This is a genomic window from Nocardia sp. NPDC004278, from assembly GCF_053602975.1.
The window spans coordinates 40,664-58,961 of sequence record NZ_JBSGEQ010000024.1 but is presented as its reverse complement, the minus strand read 5'-3'; the positions used below and the strand labels follow the sequence as shown (position 1 = coordinate 58,961).

General features: G+C 66.9%; 16 protein-coding genes. 4 read left to right on the top strand and 12 right to left on the bottom strand.

What is annotated here, in order from left to right; all coding sequences use genetic code 11:
- Positions 1 to 84: 84 nt before the first annotated feature.
- Positions 85 to 1,497: a xylulokinase gene (xylB, locus tag ACWEO2_RS30470; protein WP_452408478.1), complete on the bottom strand. Its 1,413-nt coding sequence runs from the start codon at positions 1,495 to 1,497 to the stop codon at positions 85 to 87.
- Positions 1,497 to 2,084, bottom strand: a complete 588-nt coding sequence (locus tag ACWEO2_RS30465; protein ID WP_355187726.1) for an alcohol dehydrogenase catalytic domain-containing protein — start codon at positions 2,082 to 2,084, stop codon at positions 1,497 to 1,499. Before ACWEO2_RS30465 ends, xylB begins: the two co-directional genes overlap by 1 nt.
- Before the next feature lie 67 nt (positions 2,085 to 2,151).
- On the opposite strand from ACWEO2_RS30465, the gene ACWEO2_RS30460 reads away from it, so the two are divergent.
- On the top strand, positions 2,152 to 2,667 hold the full coding sequence (locus tag ACWEO2_RS30460) for a hypothetical protein (protein WP_452408477.1): 516 nt from the start codon (positions 2,152 to 2,154) through the stop codon (positions 2,665 to 2,667).
- Here ACWEO2_RS30460 and ACWEO2_RS30455 read toward each other — a convergent pair.
- The 5 genes from ACWEO2_RS30455 to ACWEO2_RS30435 form a co-directional block, all read right to left on the bottom strand.
- A complete protein-coding gene (locus ACWEO2_RS30455; protein WP_452408476.1) occupies positions 2,664 to 3,695 on the bottom strand; it encodes a glycoside hydrolase family 172 protein in 1,032 nt (343 codons plus the stop codon). The two genes, ACWEO2_RS30460 and ACWEO2_RS30455, sit on opposite strands and share 4 nt — an antisense overlap.
- Complete coding sequence (locus tag ACWEO2_RS30450) at positions 3,692 to 4,156, bottom strand: thioredoxin family protein (RefSeq protein ID WP_452408475.1); 465 nt, start codon at positions 4,154 to 4,156, stop codon at positions 3,692 to 3,694. The genes ACWEO2_RS30455 and ACWEO2_RS30450 overlap by 4 nt, the downstream gene beginning before the upstream one ends.
- A gap of 59 nt (positions 4,157 to 4,215) precedes the next feature.
- A complete protein-coding gene (locus ACWEO2_RS30445; RefSeq protein ID WP_452408474.1) occupies positions 4,216 to 5,697 on the bottom strand; it encodes an FGGY-family carbohydrate kinase in 1,482 nt (493 codons plus the stop codon).
- A 27-nt stretch (positions 5,698 to 5,724) separates the two neighbouring features.
- The gene (locus tag ACWEO2_RS30440) at positions 5,725 to 7,137 is read right to left on the bottom strand and encodes an L-fucose/L-arabinose isomerase family protein (protein WP_452408473.1); all 1,413 of its coding nucleotides are present in this window, start codon (positions 7,135 to 7,137) and stop codon (positions 5,725 to 5,727) included.
- An 83-nt stretch (positions 7,138 to 7,220) separates the two neighbouring features.
- On the bottom strand, positions 7,221 to 8,075 hold the full coding sequence (locus ACWEO2_RS30435; protein ID WP_452408472.1) for an SDR family NAD(P)-dependent oxidoreductase: 855 nt from the start codon (positions 8,073 to 8,075) through the stop codon (positions 7,221 to 7,223).
- 107 nt (positions 8,076 to 8,182) lie between these two features.
- Here ACWEO2_RS30435 and ACWEO2_RS30430 point away from each other — a divergent pair, with 107 nt between their 5' ends.
- Complete coding sequence (locus tag ACWEO2_RS30430; RefSeq protein ID WP_452408471.1) at positions 8,183 to 8,773, top strand: TetR/AcrR family transcriptional regulator; 591 nt, start codon at positions 8,183 to 8,185, stop codon at positions 8,771 to 8,773.
- Here the strand turns inward: ACWEO2_RS30430 and ACWEO2_RS30425 are convergent.
- Together ACWEO2_RS30425 and ACWEO2_RS30420 are read right to left on the bottom strand one after the other, a co-directional pair.
- Positions 8,751 to 9,632 carry a glycosyl hydrolase family 32 gene (locus tag ACWEO2_RS30425; protein ID WP_452408470.1) on the bottom strand — a complete coding sequence of 294 codons (882 nt, stop codon included), beginning with the start codon at positions 9,630 to 9,632 and terminating at the stop codon, positions 8,751 to 8,753. The genes ACWEO2_RS30430 and ACWEO2_RS30425 overlap by 23 nt on opposite strands.
- Positions 9,633 to 9,700: 68 nt before the next feature.
- Positions 9,701 to 10,591 carry a LysR family transcriptional regulator gene (locus tag ACWEO2_RS30420; RefSeq protein WP_452408469.1) on the bottom strand — a complete coding sequence of 297 codons (891 nt, stop codon included), beginning with the start codon at positions 10,589 to 10,591 and terminating at the stop codon, positions 9,701 to 9,703.
- Positions 10,592 to 10,702: 111 nt separating this feature from the next.
- On the opposite strand from ACWEO2_RS30420, the gene ACWEO2_RS30415 reads away from it, so the two are divergent.
- Entirely contained in the window at positions 10,703 to 11,863 is a 1,161-nt protein-coding gene (locus ACWEO2_RS30415; protein ID WP_452408468.1) for an iron-containing alcohol dehydrogenase, read from the top strand.
- Between the two features lie 31 nt (positions 11,864 to 11,894).
- Positions 11,895 to 12,521 carry an FMN-dependent NADH-azoreductase gene (locus ACWEO2_RS30410; protein WP_452408467.1) on the top strand — a complete coding sequence of 209 codons (627 nt, stop codon included), beginning with the start codon at positions 11,895 to 11,897 and terminating at the stop codon, positions 12,519 to 12,521.
- Positions 12,522 to 12,559: 38 nt separating this feature from the next.
- On the opposite strand, the gene ACWEO2_RS30405 is transcribed toward ACWEO2_RS30410, so the two are convergent.
- The 3 genes from ACWEO2_RS30405 to ACWEO2_RS30395 form a co-directional block, all read right to left on the bottom strand.
- On the bottom strand, positions 12,560 to 13,330 hold the full coding sequence (locus tag ACWEO2_RS30405; RefSeq protein WP_452408466.1) for a tyrosine-protein phosphatase: 771 nt from the start codon (positions 13,328 to 13,330) through the stop codon (positions 12,560 to 12,562).
- Between the two features lie 4 nt (positions 13,331 to 13,334).
- Positions 13,335 to 15,578 carry a pyruvate, phosphate dikinase gene (locus tag ACWEO2_RS30400; RefSeq protein WP_452408465.1) on the bottom strand — a complete coding sequence of 748 codons (2,244 nt, stop codon included), beginning with the start codon at positions 15,576 to 15,578 and terminating at the stop codon, positions 13,335 to 13,337.
- A gap of 421 nt (positions 15,579 to 15,999) precedes the next feature.
- Positions 16,000 to 18,279, bottom strand: a complete 2,280-nt coding sequence (locus ACWEO2_RS30395; protein WP_452408464.1) for an ATP-binding cassette domain-containing protein — start codon at positions 18,277 to 18,279, stop codon at positions 16,000 to 16,002.
- Between the last annotated feature and the right edge of the window lie 19 nt (positions 18,280 to 18,298).

The window sequence follows — 18,298 nt, the reverse complement described above, 5'->3', positions numbered from 1 at the left end:
AGTGGAAATGCTTGTACTACAACATCGCGAATTCGGCCACCTGCGTTTCGCGCGCTGCGGTATTTGCGCTGTTAGGCGGCGTTCTCATCGAGCGAAGACGGCCCGTTGTGCGCGCTTGTACTCGGCTCGGATGCGCCGACCGATCGCCCCGCCGTCGCCGGATGCGTGAACCTCGCCGGCGGTGCGTGCGGTCCATTGCGGTGGCCGCTCCGAGCCGCCGAGGGCCCATGCCGCCTGCCGGGCGGCTCCGAGCGCGACGTACTCGTTCGGCTCGGGCACGCTAACCGTGACCCCGATGATCTGGGCGGCGAGTTCGGCGACCAGACGGGAGCGGGCCGCACCGCCGATGAGCAGTACGCGGTGGATCGGTATTCCGATGGCGCGCAGGCGGTCGAGCGCGTCGGCCATATTGCAGAGCATGCCCTCGAACGCTGCGCGGGCAATATGGCTGGGGCGCAGGGTTTCCGGTCGCAGACCGTGCAGACTGCCGGTGGCGTGCGGCAGATTCGGGGTGCGTTCCCCGGACAGGTAGGGCAGGAGTACGACCCCTTCCGCACCCGGGGGTGCCTGGCGCGCAAGGGTTTCCAACCCGGGCAGGTCCACGTCGAGCAGGGCGGCGGTGGAATCCAGTATCCGGGCGGCATTGAGCGTGCAGACCAGCGGCAGGAAAGCGCCGGTCGCATCGGCGAATCCGGCGATTGCTCCGGCGGCGTCGGCGCTGGGCGCTGCGGCCCGGGTGTAGACCGTGCCGCTGGTGCCCAGTGACATCACGACGTCACCGTACTCGATGCCCAAACCGAGTGCGGCGCCGGCATTGTCACCGGTGCCCGCCGCGACCAGCGCGCCGGCGGGCGTGCGTCCGACCACTTCGGCCGGTCCGGCGACGCGGGGGAGCTCCGGCGTGCGGCCCCGGAAAGCCAGCGCCAGGAGGTCTTTGCGATAGGCCCCGGTCGCGGGCGACCAGTAGCCGGTGCCCGACGCCTCGCCGCGGTCGGTGGTCGGTTCGACCCTACGATCGGACGGCCCACCCCGCAGCCGCCAGGTGAGATAGTCGTGTGGCAGCAGCACTCGGTGTGTCCGGTCGGCGTGTGCGGGTTCGTGATCGGCCAGCCAGCGCAGTTTGGCGACGATGAACGCGGCCAGCGGCACACTGCCGACGGCATCGGCCCACGCCTGCGGGCCGCCGAGTTCGGCGATCAACTCCTCGGCCGCGTGTGCCGAGCGAATATCGTTCCACAGCAACGCATCCCGTACCGGCCGGCCGTCGGCGTCGAGTGCGACCAGCCCCTGTTGCTGACCCGCCACCGCCACCGCATCGGTCCGATCGAGCAATCCGTCGCCCGCCGAACACAGTGCCTGCCACCAGGATTCCGCGGAAACCTCGGTGCCATCCGGGTGCGGGGCGTAGGCCTGCGCCAAGATCTCGCCGGTATCGGCATCACAGCGGACGACCTTGCAGGATTGGGTGGAGCTGTCGACTCCGACGACGGTGGCCATCAGGCGGACACCCCGCCGGAATCCCGATCCGGTCGAATCTGGATCTTGCGACCGGTGCCGTCACGGAAAGTCTGTAGCGCATCGGCGAATTCGGGCAAACCGAAGCCGTGGGTGATCATGGTGTCGGCATCGATCACCCCCTTGCCCATCAGTTCGACCGCGCGCCCGAAACTGTGCAGCACCGCCATCGAACCCACGATGGTGATCTCGTCGTGGTAGATCCGAAACGGCGAAATCGATGCGGTCGCCGCCCCCGGCGCCACGCCGAACTGCTGGAACACCCCGCCGCGGCGCACCCGGCCGAGCCCATCCTCGATGGCGGCGATCGCGCCGGTGCAGTCGATGACCACCTCCCAGCCCTGCGGGCGGTCGAATTCGTCGGCGGTGGTCGCGGTGGCACCGGCGAACTCGTGGCCCGGCACGATCGGATAGGGCGTCGGCGGGAACTCGCCGTCGACAATGTGCACATCGGTACCGCAGATCCCGACCGCGTCCACCCGGACCACGACCTGGCCGGGACCGGGTGTCGGATCCGGCACCGTCCGCACCGAGAAATTCCCTGGCGTCTCGATCACGACCGCGCGCATAGCACTACCTTGCACCCGGACACCGGCATCGCGTCGCATTTCGCCCCGCCGCACCGCGGATTTCCGGATGAGGCAGACTGTCGCGGTGAGCGACGACCCGGACCGGCACGCCGACGTGCACGTCCGCACGGGCGACGGAACCACATTGCCTGCCCTGACGGATCCGCTGCTGGACGATCTGCTGCACGCACCACCCGACCTCGACTGCCCCGCGATCGTGGTCAGCCGCGGCGAGCGCGCCTACATCCAGGCTCGCCTGCTGCCCGACAACGTTTACGAACTGGAGCACCGCGCGGACGGGGCGGACGACTGCTTCCAGATGTACACCCCCGACGCCCGGCTGGTGCGTGATGTGATGTGGGCGTGGATCGACGAGGACCCTTGGTGGTGTGACGGCGTCGGGTGGTATCGCGTCGACCCGGCGGTCGCGGAATTGGAAGCCACCCGTCGCGAGCTGTCCGGCCTGCTGGACGGGTTGTCGGTGCTGGACGGCATCGAATCGGCGATGGACGATGCCCTGTCCCGCGCCGATGAGCTACTCGCCATGGAACTGCCGGATGACGAGGACCTAAGCCCGCACTAGGCCCTGATACCCCGCACTAGGCCCTGATACCACAGCGCCGTCGTCGCGATATCCGCGTTTTCCAGCGGCAGGTACGTGCCGTCGTCATGCCAGCCGAGCGCCTGCATTGTCACGCGCAGCTCCCGCTGGTAGCAGATGGGATCGCGGATATGCCAGCGATACATGCCGAATCGCTGCTGTGGCCGGTAGATCTCATCGGAGGGCAGCACCTGGTGCAGTCCGAGGTAGGGCGTCGAATAGGTGCGGTACGCGCCGTCGAGGTCGAAGTTCCAGGCGCCGCCGAAGTAGTCCTCGGTGCCGGTACCGCACAGCGTCGGATGGGTGGTGTCGCCGTCGAGGTAGAACTTCAGCTCGCCCTCACCCCACCAGCCCGGTGCGCCCGGCCGGATGGCCAGGTAGGTGCCGACATACCGGCCCGGTCCGGGCACCGTGTCGAGGATGGTGTGCACGGCGGGCGCGCCCAGCGGTGTGCCGGTGCGACGCAGCGCGTGCAGATATCCGGCGTCCGCAGGGACGTCCTGCTCGGTGTAGGTGAACTGGTAGTAGACCGGAACCGCACGCGCACTGCCATTGTGCAGGGTGATCCTGGCGTGCGCGCGAAAAGGCATGGGCCAGTAGCTGTTCAGGCCTCCGGCCGGGGCGACGACCACCATTTCCGATCGCACCAGCGCCAATTCGTCCCAGCCATTGCAGAAGAAGTCGCCGAGCGGCAGCTCGATCGCGGGCCGCGGCTCGGCGTCCCAATACATGCGCAGGGTGATCAACCCGAGCGCGCTGCGGTCGGTGGTGAGCCAGCAGTGCCGGAGTACACCGGGGCCGGAAATATCTGCCAGCGTTGCGGTTTCGCCCGCCGCCAGGTGAATGGAGGGTGAGACCTTCCAGCCGGGGCCGAGCAGCCGCGCCGCATGTGCGCCGGTGCCATCGGTCGCGCGAGCACCCGCACCGGGGGCGCCGGTCGGATTCTCCGCACTGATCGAGCGGGTGCGCGCGGCATCCAGGCGCCAGAGTTCCGACCCCGGCGTGCTCACAGCCCCGGCCAGCCGTATCGGTCGGTCACCGCCGCGTGGCCCGCGCGCTTCTGGTAAGTGAAGCCGGTCTGCGGCTGTTCGGGTTCGCCGACCGACACGCTGGCCGAGAGTTCGGCCAGCTCGCGCCGGAACTGGTCCATATCCAGCCAGAGGATCTGCTGCACCAGTTCCTCCATCGATTCGGCGGCCATCGCTCCGGCCTCCGAATACACCAGCAGGCCCTCGCGGAAGGCCATGAGGGTCGGATACGCCTCGATCTTGGCCACTTGGGTCAGATGCTGTTCGGCGTCGATATCGACCGTGCCGTAGACGATCTCGGGGTGCAGGTCCGAGGATGCCTCGAAGACCTCGGCGAAGCGGCGCGATGGCTCACACCATTGCGCGCCCCAGTCGATCAGCACGATATGACTGTTCGCGACGGTCGCGTCGAAGTTATTTCGGGTCAGGGTCATGGTCGGCATCGAGATCCCTCGCGATCACTGTCCTATCGGCAACCTTGCATCCTCGCACAGGCACGGGCTTATGGGGGAGGTGCGGATCGGTGCTGTTCCGCCGCAAGGAAATGCGCGATATGCCTGGTGGATTCGTACATCTCGCGGTAGCGCGGGTAGTACGCAGCGTAAATTGCTCCGTGCTCCGGATCGGGTTCCACCACGCCGATGATGGGGTTCCAGCCCGCGGTATCGACGCCGACGGCCGCCGCCGCGAGCAGGGCGTCGCCGAGGCAGGCCCCGACGGTATCGGCCGGGAGTTGCTGCGGCAGGCCGGTCACATCGGTGACGATCTGGGTCCAGAGCCCACCCTTGGTGCCGCCGCCTACCGCGACCAGCCGTTGCGCCTGCCCGCCCGCGGCGGTCATTGCCTCGAGGTTGTGCCGCACGCCGTAGGCAATGCCCTCCAGCACCGCCCGATACAGCTCCGCACGTCCGTGTCCGAGGGTGAGACCGGCGATTATGCCCCTGGCGTCCGGATCGAACAGCGGTGTGCGCTCGCCCGCGAAATAGGGCAACGCGAGCAGGCCGCGACTGCCCGCGGGGACCTCGGCGGCCTCGGCCACGAGTTCGGCGAAGTCGCCGCCGACGAGTCCGCGAAGCCAATCCGTGACCGCGCCCGAGGTCGCCATGCCCGCAGCAGATGTGTAGGTGCCCGGCCAGGCTCCGCAGGTGAGCCACAGTCCGGGATGCGGTCGCGGGTCGGTGAGCACCTGCACGAGGAACATGGTGGTGCCGTACATGATCATCGCATCGCCGGGTGCGCGGACGCCGACGCTGGCGGCCTCGGCCCAGGCGTCGATGGTTCCGGTGGTGACCGGGAGTCCGGCGGGTAGTCCGGTTGCTGCCGCGGCGGCCGCGCGCACCCGTCCGACAATCTCAGTGGGCCAGAACAATTCGGGCAATGCCAGACCCGGTGCGACGGCAGCCGCCCAGTCCCACGCCCAATTGCGTTGGCGCAGATCATATATCGGCACACACTGGCTGGCCGATTGATGGTCGAGCACATAGCGGCCGGTAAGTCGATGCACCAGAAATGAACTCGCCATCAACAGCATGGTGGTGCGGGCCGCGACCGGTGGCTCATGGCGGGCCAGCCAGCGCAATTTGGGGCCGACGGCCTGGCTGGTCAAAGGGGAACCACCGCGCTCGAGCACCGCGGCTGCGCCGAATTCCTGGTTCAGTTCGGCGATTTCGGCGGTAGCCCTGGTATCTACGCCATACAGGATGGCCGGGCGCAGCGGAATTCCGTTGGCGTCGGCGGGCAGCAGGCAGGGGCCGATCCCGGATACGCCGAGTGCGTCGAGGGGCGCGCCGCCGGCCGCGTCGAGGAGTTCGCGGATGATCGCGCAGAATTCCGCCCACCAAACCCCTTCGGCATCATGTTCGACCCAACCCGGTCGCGGCGTCGAAACGCCGTGCCTACATTCGGATCTGGCAATGACGGTGCCGTCCGGCTGGACCAGCACGCCCTTGGAACTGGAGGTTCCGATATCAACTCCGAGGAACATATCCGGCCCTCCTGTTCGTGGAGCTCGTCATCGGGTGAATTCGTCGACGGTGATATCGAGGAGATCGCAGGCGGCTCGGACCGGGGCCCGATGATCGCCGGGGACGGCGTGAATATGGTTGGCGCCGAAGCGGGACAGGAAATCTCCGGCATGTGCGTCCAAGCGGGCGAAGGCATGTGGCCATTCCCAGGTGGACTGCTTCATCAGTGCTTCGTTGGTCGCCGGGTCGTAGGTTTCGAAATCGCCCAGCATCAGCTGCATTCGATAGTCGCCGTCCTTGCGGGTGAGGCGGGCCAGGGTCATGCGGCCGGGTGCGGCCAGATGGTGCACGGAGGCGCCGCCCGCCGGGAAGAAGAACACCTCCGGATATAGATGCACATTGGCCAGGTTTTCCTGCGGATCCGCGCTGCGGGCCGCGAACCAGGTGGCGTGTTGGCCGGAGTTGCACAGATCCCAGATATCGCGGTCTGCGTGATAGTGCCGGACATCGGCGAAGAGCACCGGGGTGTGCGCGATTCGATGGAGCAGCTGCATGGTGAGCGCGCCGTCCATATCTGCTTCGGTCGCGCACACATGGGGTTGTTTGGGGCCGTTCCAATCGTAGGGATCATTGAGGAACGCCTCGGTGATATCCATGGTCGCGAAGTACTGGGTGAGTTCGGGCTGACCCTTGATGCCGGAGAAGTCCAGGCGCCATTCGGCGATCAGTTCGCGCACCGCCAGATATGAGCGGATCTGTCGTTCCAGCAATTCCGGGGTGAGTTTCACGCCGTCGTAGTGCACGCCAGCGGTATTGCGCTCCAACCACTCTCGCGCCCCCTTCGCCTCCCCGGCATCGGCCGATTCGGCGCGGCGCACGATCTCCCACTGGTCTATTTCCTCGACATCGATGCCGAATAAGCGCTGCCACTGATCGGTATTGGCCACGGCCGTATTCATCCCCATCGGCCGACCGCCGAAGCGCCCGAAAGTGCTGCCGCGCAAACTGGATACGGCCGCCGCCGCGGTGGCCTGGATGCCGATCGCCGCGATCAGCTCGGTATCGGCCGGATCGCCCCATAACCGGGCGTGCGTGCGGCCGATCTGATCGAGTGCACCGCCCGCGGCCAGCATGCCGACCATGCCGGGCTGCACCGGATCGATATTGGACAGCAGCAGTAGCGGCCCCGGCGTTGCCCCCGCGGCCAGCATGGTGAAGTGCGGGAATGCCCAGACCGCGTAGTGCAGCACGGTGAGATCCACACCGGCGGCGGCCACTTCGCGGGCCACCGATCCGGCCAATGCGTTCGTACTGATCGGCGCCGCGCCGCGGACCACCTCGTGTCCGGCCGACTGCAATCCGGCGACCAGCCGATCCTCCGCCGATTCGATGAATTCCGCGATGCCGGCGTGCACGTAGTCACGCCCATCGGAAATGCTCATAACACCGATCCGCGCCATCCCGACCGCCTCCCAACGCGCAGGCCCCCTCCAGGATTATCCATCCGGAGGGGGTGGCGGGTGGTCGGCTTCGGGTCAGCGGGTCAGCGGTCGTTATCCACCGGTGATGTTCGGCCGTCGACCAGCTCCGCGGTGATCGCGTCCAGGCGCCGGGCCCGGGCCGGGTCGAAGTCCGTGCCAGCCAGGGGCAGTCGCGTGCGGCGCCGGAAGGCCGCGAGCGGTTCGGTCGGCGGATGGTCGATCAGCTCAGCGATGGGGACGATGGCCTGGTGCACCGGTTGCCCGGCGACCAGCAGCCAGGCCTTGGTGAGCAGACGGTGCATCATTGGCAGCGGATCGGCCATGGCGGTGCGCACCATCAGCGGGTTGTAGAGCACATATCGGGTGCGCGCCCCCGGATGGCGTTGCGGAAATGCCGCGCCGAGCAGGTCGATGCAGCGTGAGGACTGCATGGACGCGCGCATTCCGCGATAGCCGTCGCGCAGTTGCAGGTCATCCCATTCGATGGTGCCGGGAAGTCCACCGGGGCCCGCGATATTCATGATGACCGGTGCGGTGGCGCGTTCGAGTGCGTCGAAGAGTCCGTGCCCGAGGACATATCGGCTCAGATACAACAGTGCGAAGGTGTATTCGAAACCGTCGACGGTCTCCTGGCGTACCGACCGGAAGTTCTGCGCGCCGAATACCAGCCCGTCGACGGTGTCGGTGACGGCCTCGACCTCGGCGAGCACCTTTCGCATCCCGGCGACCGTGCTGAGATCGGCCTGTACGAAGACGGCCCGGTCGGCGGCGCCGAGCGCGGCGGCCTCGCTCAGGAATCGGGCGCCTTTGGCCGCACCGCTGGCGACCGCGAACACCCGGTCGCCGCGGCCGAGGAAGTGCAGCGCTAGCCCCTTGCCCATGCCGTCGGTCCCGCCGGTTATTACGTAGGTGCGCATCGAATCGCTTCTCCTCGAGTCAATTTCGGTTGAGTCACCGGCCGGTGACATCGAGGCTAGGAAGTGCGGATCGGGCAAGTCAACAATTGATGACTTACGCTGACTTCATGACCGAAACCGCAGCGCCGGGCCGTCGGCGCGACCGTGCCGCCACCCGATCCGCACTGCTGGACGCCGCCCGAATCCGGTTCGCCACCATCGGATTCGACCGCACCGGCGTCCGTGATATCGCAGGTGATGTCGGGGTGGATCCGGCGCTGGTGTTCCGCTACTTCGTTTCCAAGGAGCAGCTCTATGCCGAGGCAATGTACCTAGAGATCCCGAAAAGGGTTGCCGCCGATCCGCATCGACCGGTGGTGTCCATCGTCGACGCGCTGCTGCGCGATGTCGTATTCGAGGATTGGCCCGCCTTCGGCGGTGAGCATCCGCTGCTGGCGATGTTGCGGTCTTCGGGCCATGCGGCCGTGCGCGACCAATTGCGCGCCCAGCTCTGCGATGACTACCTGCGGGACATGACCGCGCGCTTGGACGGTCCCGATGCCGCCCTGCGCGCCGAATTGATCGGTGCGGTGCTGCTGGGTCTGGGGGTGATGCGCTCCGTGGTCGGCGCGCCCGCGGTGTCCGGGGCGACCTTCGAGCAGACCAGGGCGCTGGTGGCGGATATGGTCCGGGCGGTCAGCGGGGGACGGACGCGGTGACGGAGGGTGGGTTCGGGAAGGTGAGCGGTGCCAGATACACACCGCCCTGGGCCCAGCCCGCGCTGGTGATCCACCAGCGGTCATCGTCGCGGACGAGTTCGGTGGCGTGGGCGGCGATATGGCCCGCTTTGTCGCCGATACGGAACTGGTAGGGGGTGTCGCTGCGGAATACGTCGGTTCCGAGGTAATGCGGGCGTGGACCGATGAACAGGTACCACCAGCCGCCGTGCTGCACGACGAACGGCGATTCGGTATTGCCCGCCTCGGTGCCGCTACTCGGGTCCGTATAGGCGATATGCCGATCGCCCCAGTGCACCAGGTCCCCGGAGGTGCGATAGGCGACCACATGGTGACCGCCGCGCGGTGCGCTGGTGGCGCAGTAGTACATGACCCACTGCTCGCCGATCCGCAAAACCATCGGATCCCTGGCGTCGTAGCCGTCGCGGAACAGTGGCCCGGACCGGCTGCGGGTCCAGTGGTACAGGTCGCGCGAGGTGGCCAGATTCATCGCGGCGGCGGTCCGATCGACGCCGCCGCCCGCGTAGAACATGTAGTACCGCCCGTCGACGCCGATGACATGCGGTGCCCACAGATGTGTCTCGCCGTAATCGCGATCCACGGTCAGGGCGGGCGCCTGCTTGGTCCATGGTCCGTGCAGCCGGTATGCGGTGGCGTGGGCGAATTCGATTTCGTGGAACGGGTCGGCCGGTTCCGGATGGGTGATGCCGAACAGGTGCCAGCGACCCGATGCGTCGCGAACCACGGTGTGGTCGTTGATGTACCACGGGTGCGGCTCACCGGCACTGGGGTCGTACACCCTTGCGAACGCGCCGGCCCGCACCACCTCGCGCGTTGCCATACGCTCATGATGCCGGGGGCAGGCCCCGCCGAGGCGGGGTCCGAGACATTGAGATGTGGTGTCACTACCTAGGTGCCAGGTATCAGGCCGTCGTGAGTCGCCACGATGGTGCGCAGCATCGCGACCGCGGTTCGCACCCGGGCGAGCCGGTGCAGGTCCCGCGGCACGACCAGCCAATACTTCCGGGTGACTGTGACCTCCTCGGCGAGAAGGCGGTCGAGCCGCGGATCGGAATCGCCGATATAGAGCGGTAGCACGGCGACGCCCAAGCCGCTGGCAACGGCGTTCCATTGGCCGGTGATGTTGTTGGTCTGAATGCTCACGCGATGGCCCGGAAGGATGTCATCGAGAATCCGAAGGGCGGGAATGTCGAGCAACGCGTCGACATAGCCGATCAAACGATGGTCGCGCAGGTCGGGGACGCGAGTGATGGGCGGATGCGCGGCAAGGTAGCCGCGCGCCGCGAACAGGCCCAACCGGTAGTCCGCGAGTTCGCTGACTTCCACCGACCTCGGCGATGGGGGCTCGAGGGTGACCGCGATATCGAATTCCCGGGTAGCGACGACGTCCTGCCTTGTCGCGGTGACGATTTGGATATCGAGGTCGGGATGCTGCGCGCACAATTCGGCCAGATTCGGTGCGAGCAGAAACGCGCCGAAACCATCCGGGGTGGCGATCCGGACCGTGCCCGACAACCGGCCACCCGCCGCGATGCTCTCCATGGCGGCCAGCAGGGTCGACTCGACCGCCTCGGCGTGGGCCAGCAGGCGGTACCCCGCGTCGGTGAGCACCCATCCGCTCGGGGCCCGATCGAATAGGCGGATTCCGAGTGAGCGCTCGAGCGCGGCGATTCGGCGGCTCACCGTCGTGTGATTGACACCCAGCCGCTGCCCGGCGCCTACCAGCCGGCGGGTTCGGGCAACTTCGAGGAAGTACCGGAGGGCATCCGCATCGATCATCGACGCATGCTACCCGCCCTGTGCGAATACGCACAGCAATGTGCCGATTTGATGCTTGCGATCTGCGACATGTCGCACGAGACTCGACCGCTGTAGGAAGGAGATTCAACAGTGATCGCACACCTCGCACTACCTCGCATCCTGCGCATCGGCGGCGGCGCGGTCCGCGAAATCGCCGACGTGGTCGCAACTCTCGGGCTGACCCGCCCGCTCGTGGTCACCGACTCGTTCCTCGTCGGTACCGGCGCGGCGGAGCGAATGATCAAAGACCTCACGGCGGCCGGACTGTCACCGAGGCTGTTCCCGGATACCGTCCCCGATCCGACCACCGATTCGCTGGCCGCCGGCCTGCTCGCCATCCGCGAGCACGGCTCGGACTCGGTGATCGGATTCGGCGGCGGCAGTCCGATGGACACCGCCAAGGCGCTGGGCTTGCTCGGCCGGCAGGGCGGGCAGATGCGCGACTACAAGGCTCCGCGCACCAATGCCGGCCCCGCGCTGCCGGTCATCGCTGTCCCGACGACCGCCGGAAGCGGTTCGGAGGCAACGCAATTCGCGGTGATCAGCGACAGCGATGACGACGAGAAGATGCTGTGTGTCGGGCCCGCGTTCCTGCCGGTCGCCGCGGTGATCGACTACGAGCTGACGGTCTCGATGCCGCCGCGGCTGACGGCCGACACCGGCGTGGACGCGCTCACCCACGCCATCGAGGCCTACGTCAGCAGGAGGGCGAATCCCTTCGCCGACAATCTCGCTCTCGTCGCCGTCGGAGCCATCGGCCGCGTCTTGCGGCGCGCCTACGCCGACGGAGACGATATCGAGGCCCGCGAGCAGATGATGCTCGCCGCCACCATCGCGGGGATGTCGTTCTCGAATTCGAGTGTCGCGCTCGTACACGGGATGAGCCGGCCGATCGGCGCGCATTTCGGTGTCGCGCACGGTCTTTCCAACGCCATGCTGCTGCCGGCCGTCACCGCGTTCTCGGTCGGCGCGGCAGCGGACCGCTACGCCGACTGCGCCCGCGCGTTCGGGGTGGCCACCAGCCTTGACGGCAACGCCACCGCTGCAGGCAATCTCGTCTCGGCGCTGACCGAGCTGTGCCGAGACCTGCGGGTGCCCACGCCCAAGGCATACGGCATCGACAGACAACGGTGGCATGAGCTGATCCCGGTCATGGCCGAGCAGGCGCTGGCCTCGGGTTCACCCGCCAACAATCCGCGCGTCCCGGCCGATGCCGAGATTCGCGGCCTCTATGCACAGATCTACTGCTGAACCAGCACCCGCCGACATCTCGAGGATGGTCATGACACGCTTGCTCCACATCTCGGCTTCGCCGCGCGGCGAACAGTCGGAGTCGATCGCATTGGCCGGCAGCTTCCTGGCCACCTATCGGGAAGCGCATCCGGACGCGGTGATCGATGAATGGAATCTCTGGGAGACCGACCTGCCGGACATGGGACCAGCCGCCGCGCAGGCGAAGATGAATGCCCTCACCGGCACCCCTCTCACCGACGCCCAGAACACGAGCTGGAATCGGGTGCTGGACACCTTCCGCCGCTTCGACAGCTACGAGCACTACTTGTTCAGCGTGCCCATGTGGAACCACGGGCTGCCCTATGTCCTCAAGCATTTCATCGACGTGATCTCGCAAAACGGTCTGCTGTTCGCCATCGACCAGCAGACCGGCTACCGCGGCCTGCTCGCCGGCAAGAAGGCCGCCATCGTCTACACGGCCGCCGTCTACCACCCCAGCAGCCCGGACGAATTCGGCGTCGACTTCCACGCCACGTACTTCGACTACTGGCTGCGGTTCGCGGGCATTACCGATGTGGCGCGAATTACCTTCCATGCCAATATGTTCGATGACAATGCTGGCGCGCTCCGGGAGCAGTCGCACCGAGCGGCCGCCATTCTCGGCAAAGGCTTCTGAATCAAACCGGGACACGACCTCAGGTATTAAAACTCGAGCTAGTCGGCGTCCACGAGTACCTTGCGGAGCTGGGCCAGTTCGGCAGCGGAAAGGCCATGTGCGCGCAGCCATTCGCCCGCGCCACCGTGCGTGGTGCGCAATTCGTCGAGGAACCGCATGATCACATCGGGATCGACCCCGAGTATGCCGGTACGCACCGGGGGCAGTCCGTGATACGACGGCAGCGCGTCGAGGCGTTGCCGAATGCGTTCCAGCCGTTCGCCGGTGAGCGCGTAATCGGCGGCGATCACCTCGGCGGGCACACCCACCGCGTCCAGCACCACGGCCGCCAGCACGCCGGTGCGGTCTTTTCCCGCGGCGCAATGGAAGACGACCGAGTGACGCGCGGAATCGGCAATGATGCGTGCCGCCGCAACGATGGATTCGCCACTGTCGGAGAGGAGTTCGCGGTAGAGGGCGACGAGATCGTATTGACTGCCGTCGGGAACGAGTTCGCCGGGAGTCGCGGCGACGGTGCTCGCCTTGCGCACCGGTAGGTTGACCATGCGCACGGCCGCATTGCCGGTCAGCCTGCCGTAGCCCTCGCGCAGCACCTCGTCCGGGTTGCGCAGGTCGATCAGGGTCCGCAGGCCGACCGGGCCGATGAGTCGCCTCAGGTCGTCCTCGGTGAGATGCTGGGGTGTGCTCGCGCGGTAGATGACGCCGAATCGGGTTGTGCCGCCGCCGATTACCGGAAGACCGCCGAGGTCGCGGACATTGTCGATTTCGGCGAAGTTCACCCATCGCCGCTGCGCATTATCGGTGAACATGGCGCTAGTGGGCTCGGCCCGCGGCGGCTTCATCGGCGCGGCTCAGGCCGCACAGGCCGATGAGGTCTTCGTGCAATTCGAACCACACCGTGTGATAGCTGTCCATGATCGGCCGGGCCACCCAGCTGTGGTCGCCACCGTTCATGCGCTCGACGGCGCGGGTCAGCCGATCGGTGTAGGGCGTGAGGCGGGGCGCGAGCGCGCCGATGCGTTCGACCAGCGGTGCGACGCGGTGGTGCAGCGTGGTGAGCCGCGCCAAAATCGTTGCGTCATAGGCATGGTCGGAGTGATCGTTCACCGTACTCGCGTCCTTCATCTGCCACGCCGTGATGACTTCTTTGAGCTCGGCATTGAACTGGCAGAATTCATCGTAGGCCGCGGCGATGACGGTCCGGTCGATATCGGCGCGCTCGTGTTCCAAGAGTTGGGTCAGTTGTTCGCGGCCGTGCGGGGTCAATCGCACGCCGACCGGTGTGCTGGCACATAGCCCGCGGGTTACGAAATCACCACTGCGGGAGACGGCTTCGGTCTCAGCGATATCGAGGCTCGCGGCGACGGCGTTCGGCTGCACGCGGCCCTTGATGCCGATCAAGCGCAGTATCGCGAGCTCGGAAACCTCGGGTTTCGCCTGGATGGCATTGTGGGCGCCGGTATCCGGAGGGGCTGCTGGTAGTCGCAACACTTGGGCATCGGAAGGCTCTGCTGTTGACGTGGATTCGCTTCGATCGCGGCCGGCCAGGAACTCGGGCAGCCCGGCGGCATCGACCCGCGCCCACTGTGCGAGGCGATCGACGTCCTCGAGCACCGCGGCATCCACCGCCTTTCCGGCCACCTGGCCCGGCCAGACCGTGCCCGCTCCGCCGTCGACGGTGACGAGGCGACCGGCCAGCGCCTCGACAACCCCTGGGCCGCAGCCGACAACACATGGGCGGCCCAGTTCGCGGCTCACCAGCGCGGCATGCGAGGTCGCGCCGCCGAGTTCGGTGACGATGGCCTGCGCCGCGATCATGCCGTGCAGATCGTCCGGGCTGGTCGTCGGGCGCGCCAAGATCACCTGCTCGCCAGCGGCGGAACGTGTTTCAGCTTCGTCCGGATCGGTGACCACCACACCGGAGGCGAGGCCGGGGCAGGCGGATTCACCATGGGCGAGCGGGGTCAGCCCGGTGTCATCGCCGGATGCGGGACGCAGGACCGTCCGCAGTTGGTCGGCGCTGACCCGGGGCAATGCCTCGTTCACATCGATGAGGCCCTCGTCGACCATCCCGACGGCGGCGCGAACCGCCGCGCGCGCGGAGCGTTTCGCCGGCCGCGACTGCAACAACCACAGCCGGCCGGACTCGACCGTGAATTCGATGTCCTGAATATCGCGGCCGTCGCGCTCGAGGAGTTCGGCGGCGGCGAGCAATTCCCGGTGCACATCGGGCAGCGTCGCCGCGAGGTCGTCCAGCGGACGTGGGGTGGTGCGCCCGGAGACGACATCCTCGCCCTGTCCGCCGATCAGCCATTCACCGAAGACCGCGCGTTCGCCGGTATTCGGGTTCCGGCTGAACAGCACGCCCGTCCCCGAGTGCGCGTCGAGATTGCCGAACACCATGGCCTGCACCGTGACCGCCGTACCGAGCGTATCGGAAACGCCACGGGTGCGGCGATAGGTCTTGGCGCGCGCGGAATCCCACGACCGGAACACCGCGGTGACAGCACCGCGCAACTGTTCCCACGGATCCTCGGGCACAATGCCATTCGCATCGCCCAGCACGATCTCCCGATACTGGGTGCTGAACCTGCGCCGAGTGTCACTGGCATACAACGGATTTCGGGTCTCATCGGTCAGTGCCCGCTCGACCGCGTCGGTCATCCCCAGATTCAGGACGGTATCCATCATTCCGGGCATGCTCACCGCGGCCCCGGAACGCACCGAGACCAGCAACGGCCGCTGCTCGGAACCGAACCGCCGTCCCGTCCCACGCTCCAGTGCGGCGATACCCTCGCGTACCCCGGCCCAGATCTCCGCACCGAGCACTCCACCATTGGCTCCGAATTCCGCCCAGGCCTCGGTCGTCAGCACGAACGCTGGCGGCACCGGCAGTCCCAGCCCCCGCATGTGATCGACGCTCCACGCCTTCCCACCGATCCGCTCCCGCGAAAGTCGACACGTCCCATCGAGCTCGACAACGGATGCGTGCCGATCGGAATCGAGCCCTCCGAAGACCGCCTCCGGTTGCTCCACCGACTCCACTCCGATCGTCATGTCACTCCTCACGTTGTCGACAGCCACCAACCCAGCAGGTGACAAGGGCAGATCATCGGTTCGCCGGACCGAGGCTCGGCCGTCCGATCGCCCTGGCGAATACCGCCCCGTTTCGCGCGCCGCGGGGCAGCGCAATCCCAGATTGCCGCCGCGCAGCGCTCCGGCGTACCGGACGTCCCGGTCAGCAGGATGTGCCGCAGCGATCGCGGCTCCGGATCCGCGGACTACCACGACAAGCCTCGGACACTCCAGCGCACCGGCCAGCCTGGCCGAGGACTCGTGGTTTGCCGCGGTCTTCGCGTGCATGCAGGAGTGGGCCCGAGCCACCGGATGGCGTGCGCGCTGATCAAAACCACGAGCACGTGCGCACCGGATCACCACGGCAAACCTGGCGGCTTCAGCGTGCCGACCTGGTCAACGGTCATTGCGTCACGCTGCGCCGCAGGTAGTCGGCGGTGATGGAGCGGTGATCGTCGAGCAGTGCCGTGGGAGTTCCGGCGAAGACGATTTCGCCGCCGTGCTTACCGCCGTCGGGCCCGAGATCGACGACCCAGTCGGCCCGCTTGACCACCTCCAGGTCGTGTTCGATGACGATCACCGTATTGCCCGCGTCGACCAGTCGGTCCAGCAGTGCGAGCAGCGTGTCGACGTCAGCCATATGCAACCCGGTCGTCGGCTCGTCGAGCACGTAGATGCCGCCCCTGCGGTGCAGGTGGTCGGCGAGTTTGAGGCGCTGGCGCTCACCGCCGGACAGTGAACTCAGCGAGCGTCCCAGCGTCAGGTAGCTGAGGCCGACCTCGTTCAGTGCGCGCAGCGGCGGGTGAATCTTGCTGCCCGCGTTGCCGTTCCAGAAGTCGAGCGCCTGCTCGGCCGTCATATCCAGAATATCGGCGATGGATGCGCCGCGAATCGGGTAGCCGAGCACCTCGGGGCGGTAGCGGCGGCCATGGCAGCTCTGGCAGACGGTGGTGATCGGGTCCATGTACGCCAGATCCGTGAAAATAACCCCAGCGCCGCCGCATTCGCCGCACGCGCCCTCGGAGTTGAAGCTGAACAAGCCGGGCTTGACGCCGTATTCCTTGGCGAACAATTGCCGCATCGGGTCCATGATGCCGATGTAGGTGGCGGGACTGGAGCGGCGGGAGGCGGCAATGGCCGACTGGTCGATGGCGATGGTCTGCGGGAAGGCGGTGACGAATGCGCCGGATATCAAGGTGCTCTTGCCCGAACCCGCCACTCCGGTGACCGCGGTGAGCACACCGGTGGGGAACCGCGCGGTGACGTTCTTCAGATTGTAGGAGTCGGCGTCGGCGACGGTGAGCCAGCCGGTCGGGGTTCGGTTGCCGCGCTTGATCGGCCGGACGAGACGCAGCCGCTCACCGGTCAGGGTGCCCGAGGTACGCAGCTTTGTGAGCGTGCCCTCGAAGACGACCTGACCGCCATGTCCGCCCGCGCCCGGCCCCATATCCACGATATGGTCCGCGACGGCGATGACATCGGGGGAGTGCTCGACCACCAGCACGGTATTTCCCTTGTCCCGCAACTGGATCAGCAGTTGGTTCAGCCGACCGACATCGCGCGGGTGCATGCCGACGCTGGGTTCGTCGAAGATATAGGTCATTCCCGTGAGACTGGAGCCGAGATGCCGAACGACCTTGAGCCGCTGGGCTTCACCGCCCGAAAGGGTGGACGTCTCACGGTCGAGTGAGAGATAGCCGAGGCCCACCTCCGCGATCCGCCGCAACCGGGCAATGGCGGCATCGGCGATCGGCGCGGCGGGGGTCTGTGCGAGTGCGCTCAGCACCTCGATCAGGTCGGACACCTCGAGGCGGCCGTATTCGGCAATGCCGAGACCATTGATCCGGCTCGCCAATGCGGCGGAGTTCAGCCGTGCGCCACCGCATTCCGGGCAGATCTCCTCGCTGACCACTGCCGTCGCCGCCGCGCGATTCTTATCGCTCAATGCGCCGAGGTCGCGTTTGATATAGAGCCGGTCGAAACGTTCCAGCAGCCCCTCGTAGGCATTGCTGCCCATCGATCCGGTCCGATTGAGTCGGGGCACCCGGAACCCGTTGCCGTATAGGAACAGTTGCCATTGCTCGGCGGTGAAATCGCGTAATGGCATATCCGGATCGAAGAGTCCGGATTCCGCATAGAGCTGCCACTGAAAAGTGCCCACCGCGAAGGGCGCGAAGTTGATAGCGCCCGCATTGAGCGATTTGTCGGTATCGAGCAGCTTGTCCAGATCCGGCCGCACGACATGTCCGAGCCCGCCGCACTCCGGGCACATGCCCGATGGGTCGTTGAACGAATAGTGGGTCGCCGCACCGGCACTGGGCTCGCCATAGCGCGAGAACAGCACTCGGATGACCGACTGGATATCGGTCATCGTGCCGACGGTGGAGCGGGAGTTGCCGCCGATCGGCTTCTGGTCGACCACCACGGCGGGCGCGAGATTGTCGATCACATCGGCCTCGGGCCGCTCGTACTTGGGCAGCCGGTTGCGGATGAACCAGGTGAAGGTCTCATTGAGCTGGCGCTGCGATTCGACGGCGACGGTGCCGAAGACCACCGACGATTTGCCCGATCCGGATACCCCGGTGAAGACGACGATCTTGCCTTTGGGGATGGCCAGGGAGATATTGCGCAGGTTGTTGGCACGGGCCCCGATGATCTGGATGGTGTCTCGGTCTGCGTTCACAATCGCCACGGTAGAGCCG

What these genes read in the sequence shown, in the direction of transcription:
- xylB (WP_452408478.1), bottom strand. Translation starts at nt 1,497, where the DNA reads ATGGCCACCGTCGTCGGAGTCGACAGCTCCACCCAATCCTGCAAGGTC.
- ACWEO2_RS30465 (WP_355187726.1), bottom strand. Translation starts at nt 2,084, where the DNA reads ATGCGCGCGGTCGTGATCGAGACGCCAGGGAATTTCTCGGTGCGGACG.
- ACWEO2_RS30460 (WP_452408477.1), top strand. Translation starts at nt 2,152, where the DNA reads ATGAGGCAGACTGTCGCGGTGAGCGACGACCCGGACCGGCACGCCGAC.
- ACWEO2_RS30450 (WP_452408475.1), bottom strand. Translation starts at nt 4,156, where the DNA reads ATGCCGACCATGACCCTGACCCGAAATAACTTCGACGCGACCGTCGCG.
- ACWEO2_RS30445 (WP_452408474.1), bottom strand. Translation starts at nt 5,697, where the DNA reads ATGTTCCTCGGAGTTGATATCGGAACCTCCAGTTCCAAGGGCGTGCTG.
- ACWEO2_RS30440 (WP_452408473.1), bottom strand. Translation starts at nt 7,137, where the DNA reads ATGGCGCGGATCGGTGTTATGAGCATTTCCGATGGGCGTGACTACGTG.
- ACWEO2_RS30435 (WP_452408472.1), bottom strand. Translation starts at nt 8,075, where the DNA reads ATGCGCACCTACGTAATAACCGGCGGGACCGACGGCATGGGCAAGGGG.
- ACWEO2_RS30430 (WP_452408471.1), top strand. Translation starts at nt 8,183, where the DNA reads ATGACCGAAACCGCAGCGCCGGGCCGTCGGCGCGACCGTGCCGCCACC.
- ACWEO2_RS30425 (WP_452408470.1), bottom strand. Translation starts at nt 9,632, where the DNA reads ATGGCAACGCGCGAGGTGGTGCGGGCCGGCGCGTTCGCAAGGGTGTAC.
- ACWEO2_RS30420 (WP_452408469.1), bottom strand. Translation starts at nt 10,591, where the DNA reads ATGATCGATGCGGATGCCCTCCGGTACTTCCTCGAAGTTGCCCGAACC.
- ACWEO2_RS30410 (WP_452408467.1), top strand. Translation starts at nt 11,895, where the DNA reads ATGACACGCTTGCTCCACATCTCGGCTTCGCCGCGCGGCGAACAGTCG.
- ACWEO2_RS30405 (WP_452408466.1), bottom strand. Translation starts at nt 13,330, where the DNA reads ATGTTCACCGATAATGCGCAGCGGCGATGGGTGAACTTCGCCGAAATC.
- ACWEO2_RS30400 (WP_452408465.1), bottom strand. Translation starts at nt 15,578, where the DNA reads ATGACGATCGGAGTGGAGTCGGTGGAGCAACCGGAGGCGGTCTTCGGA.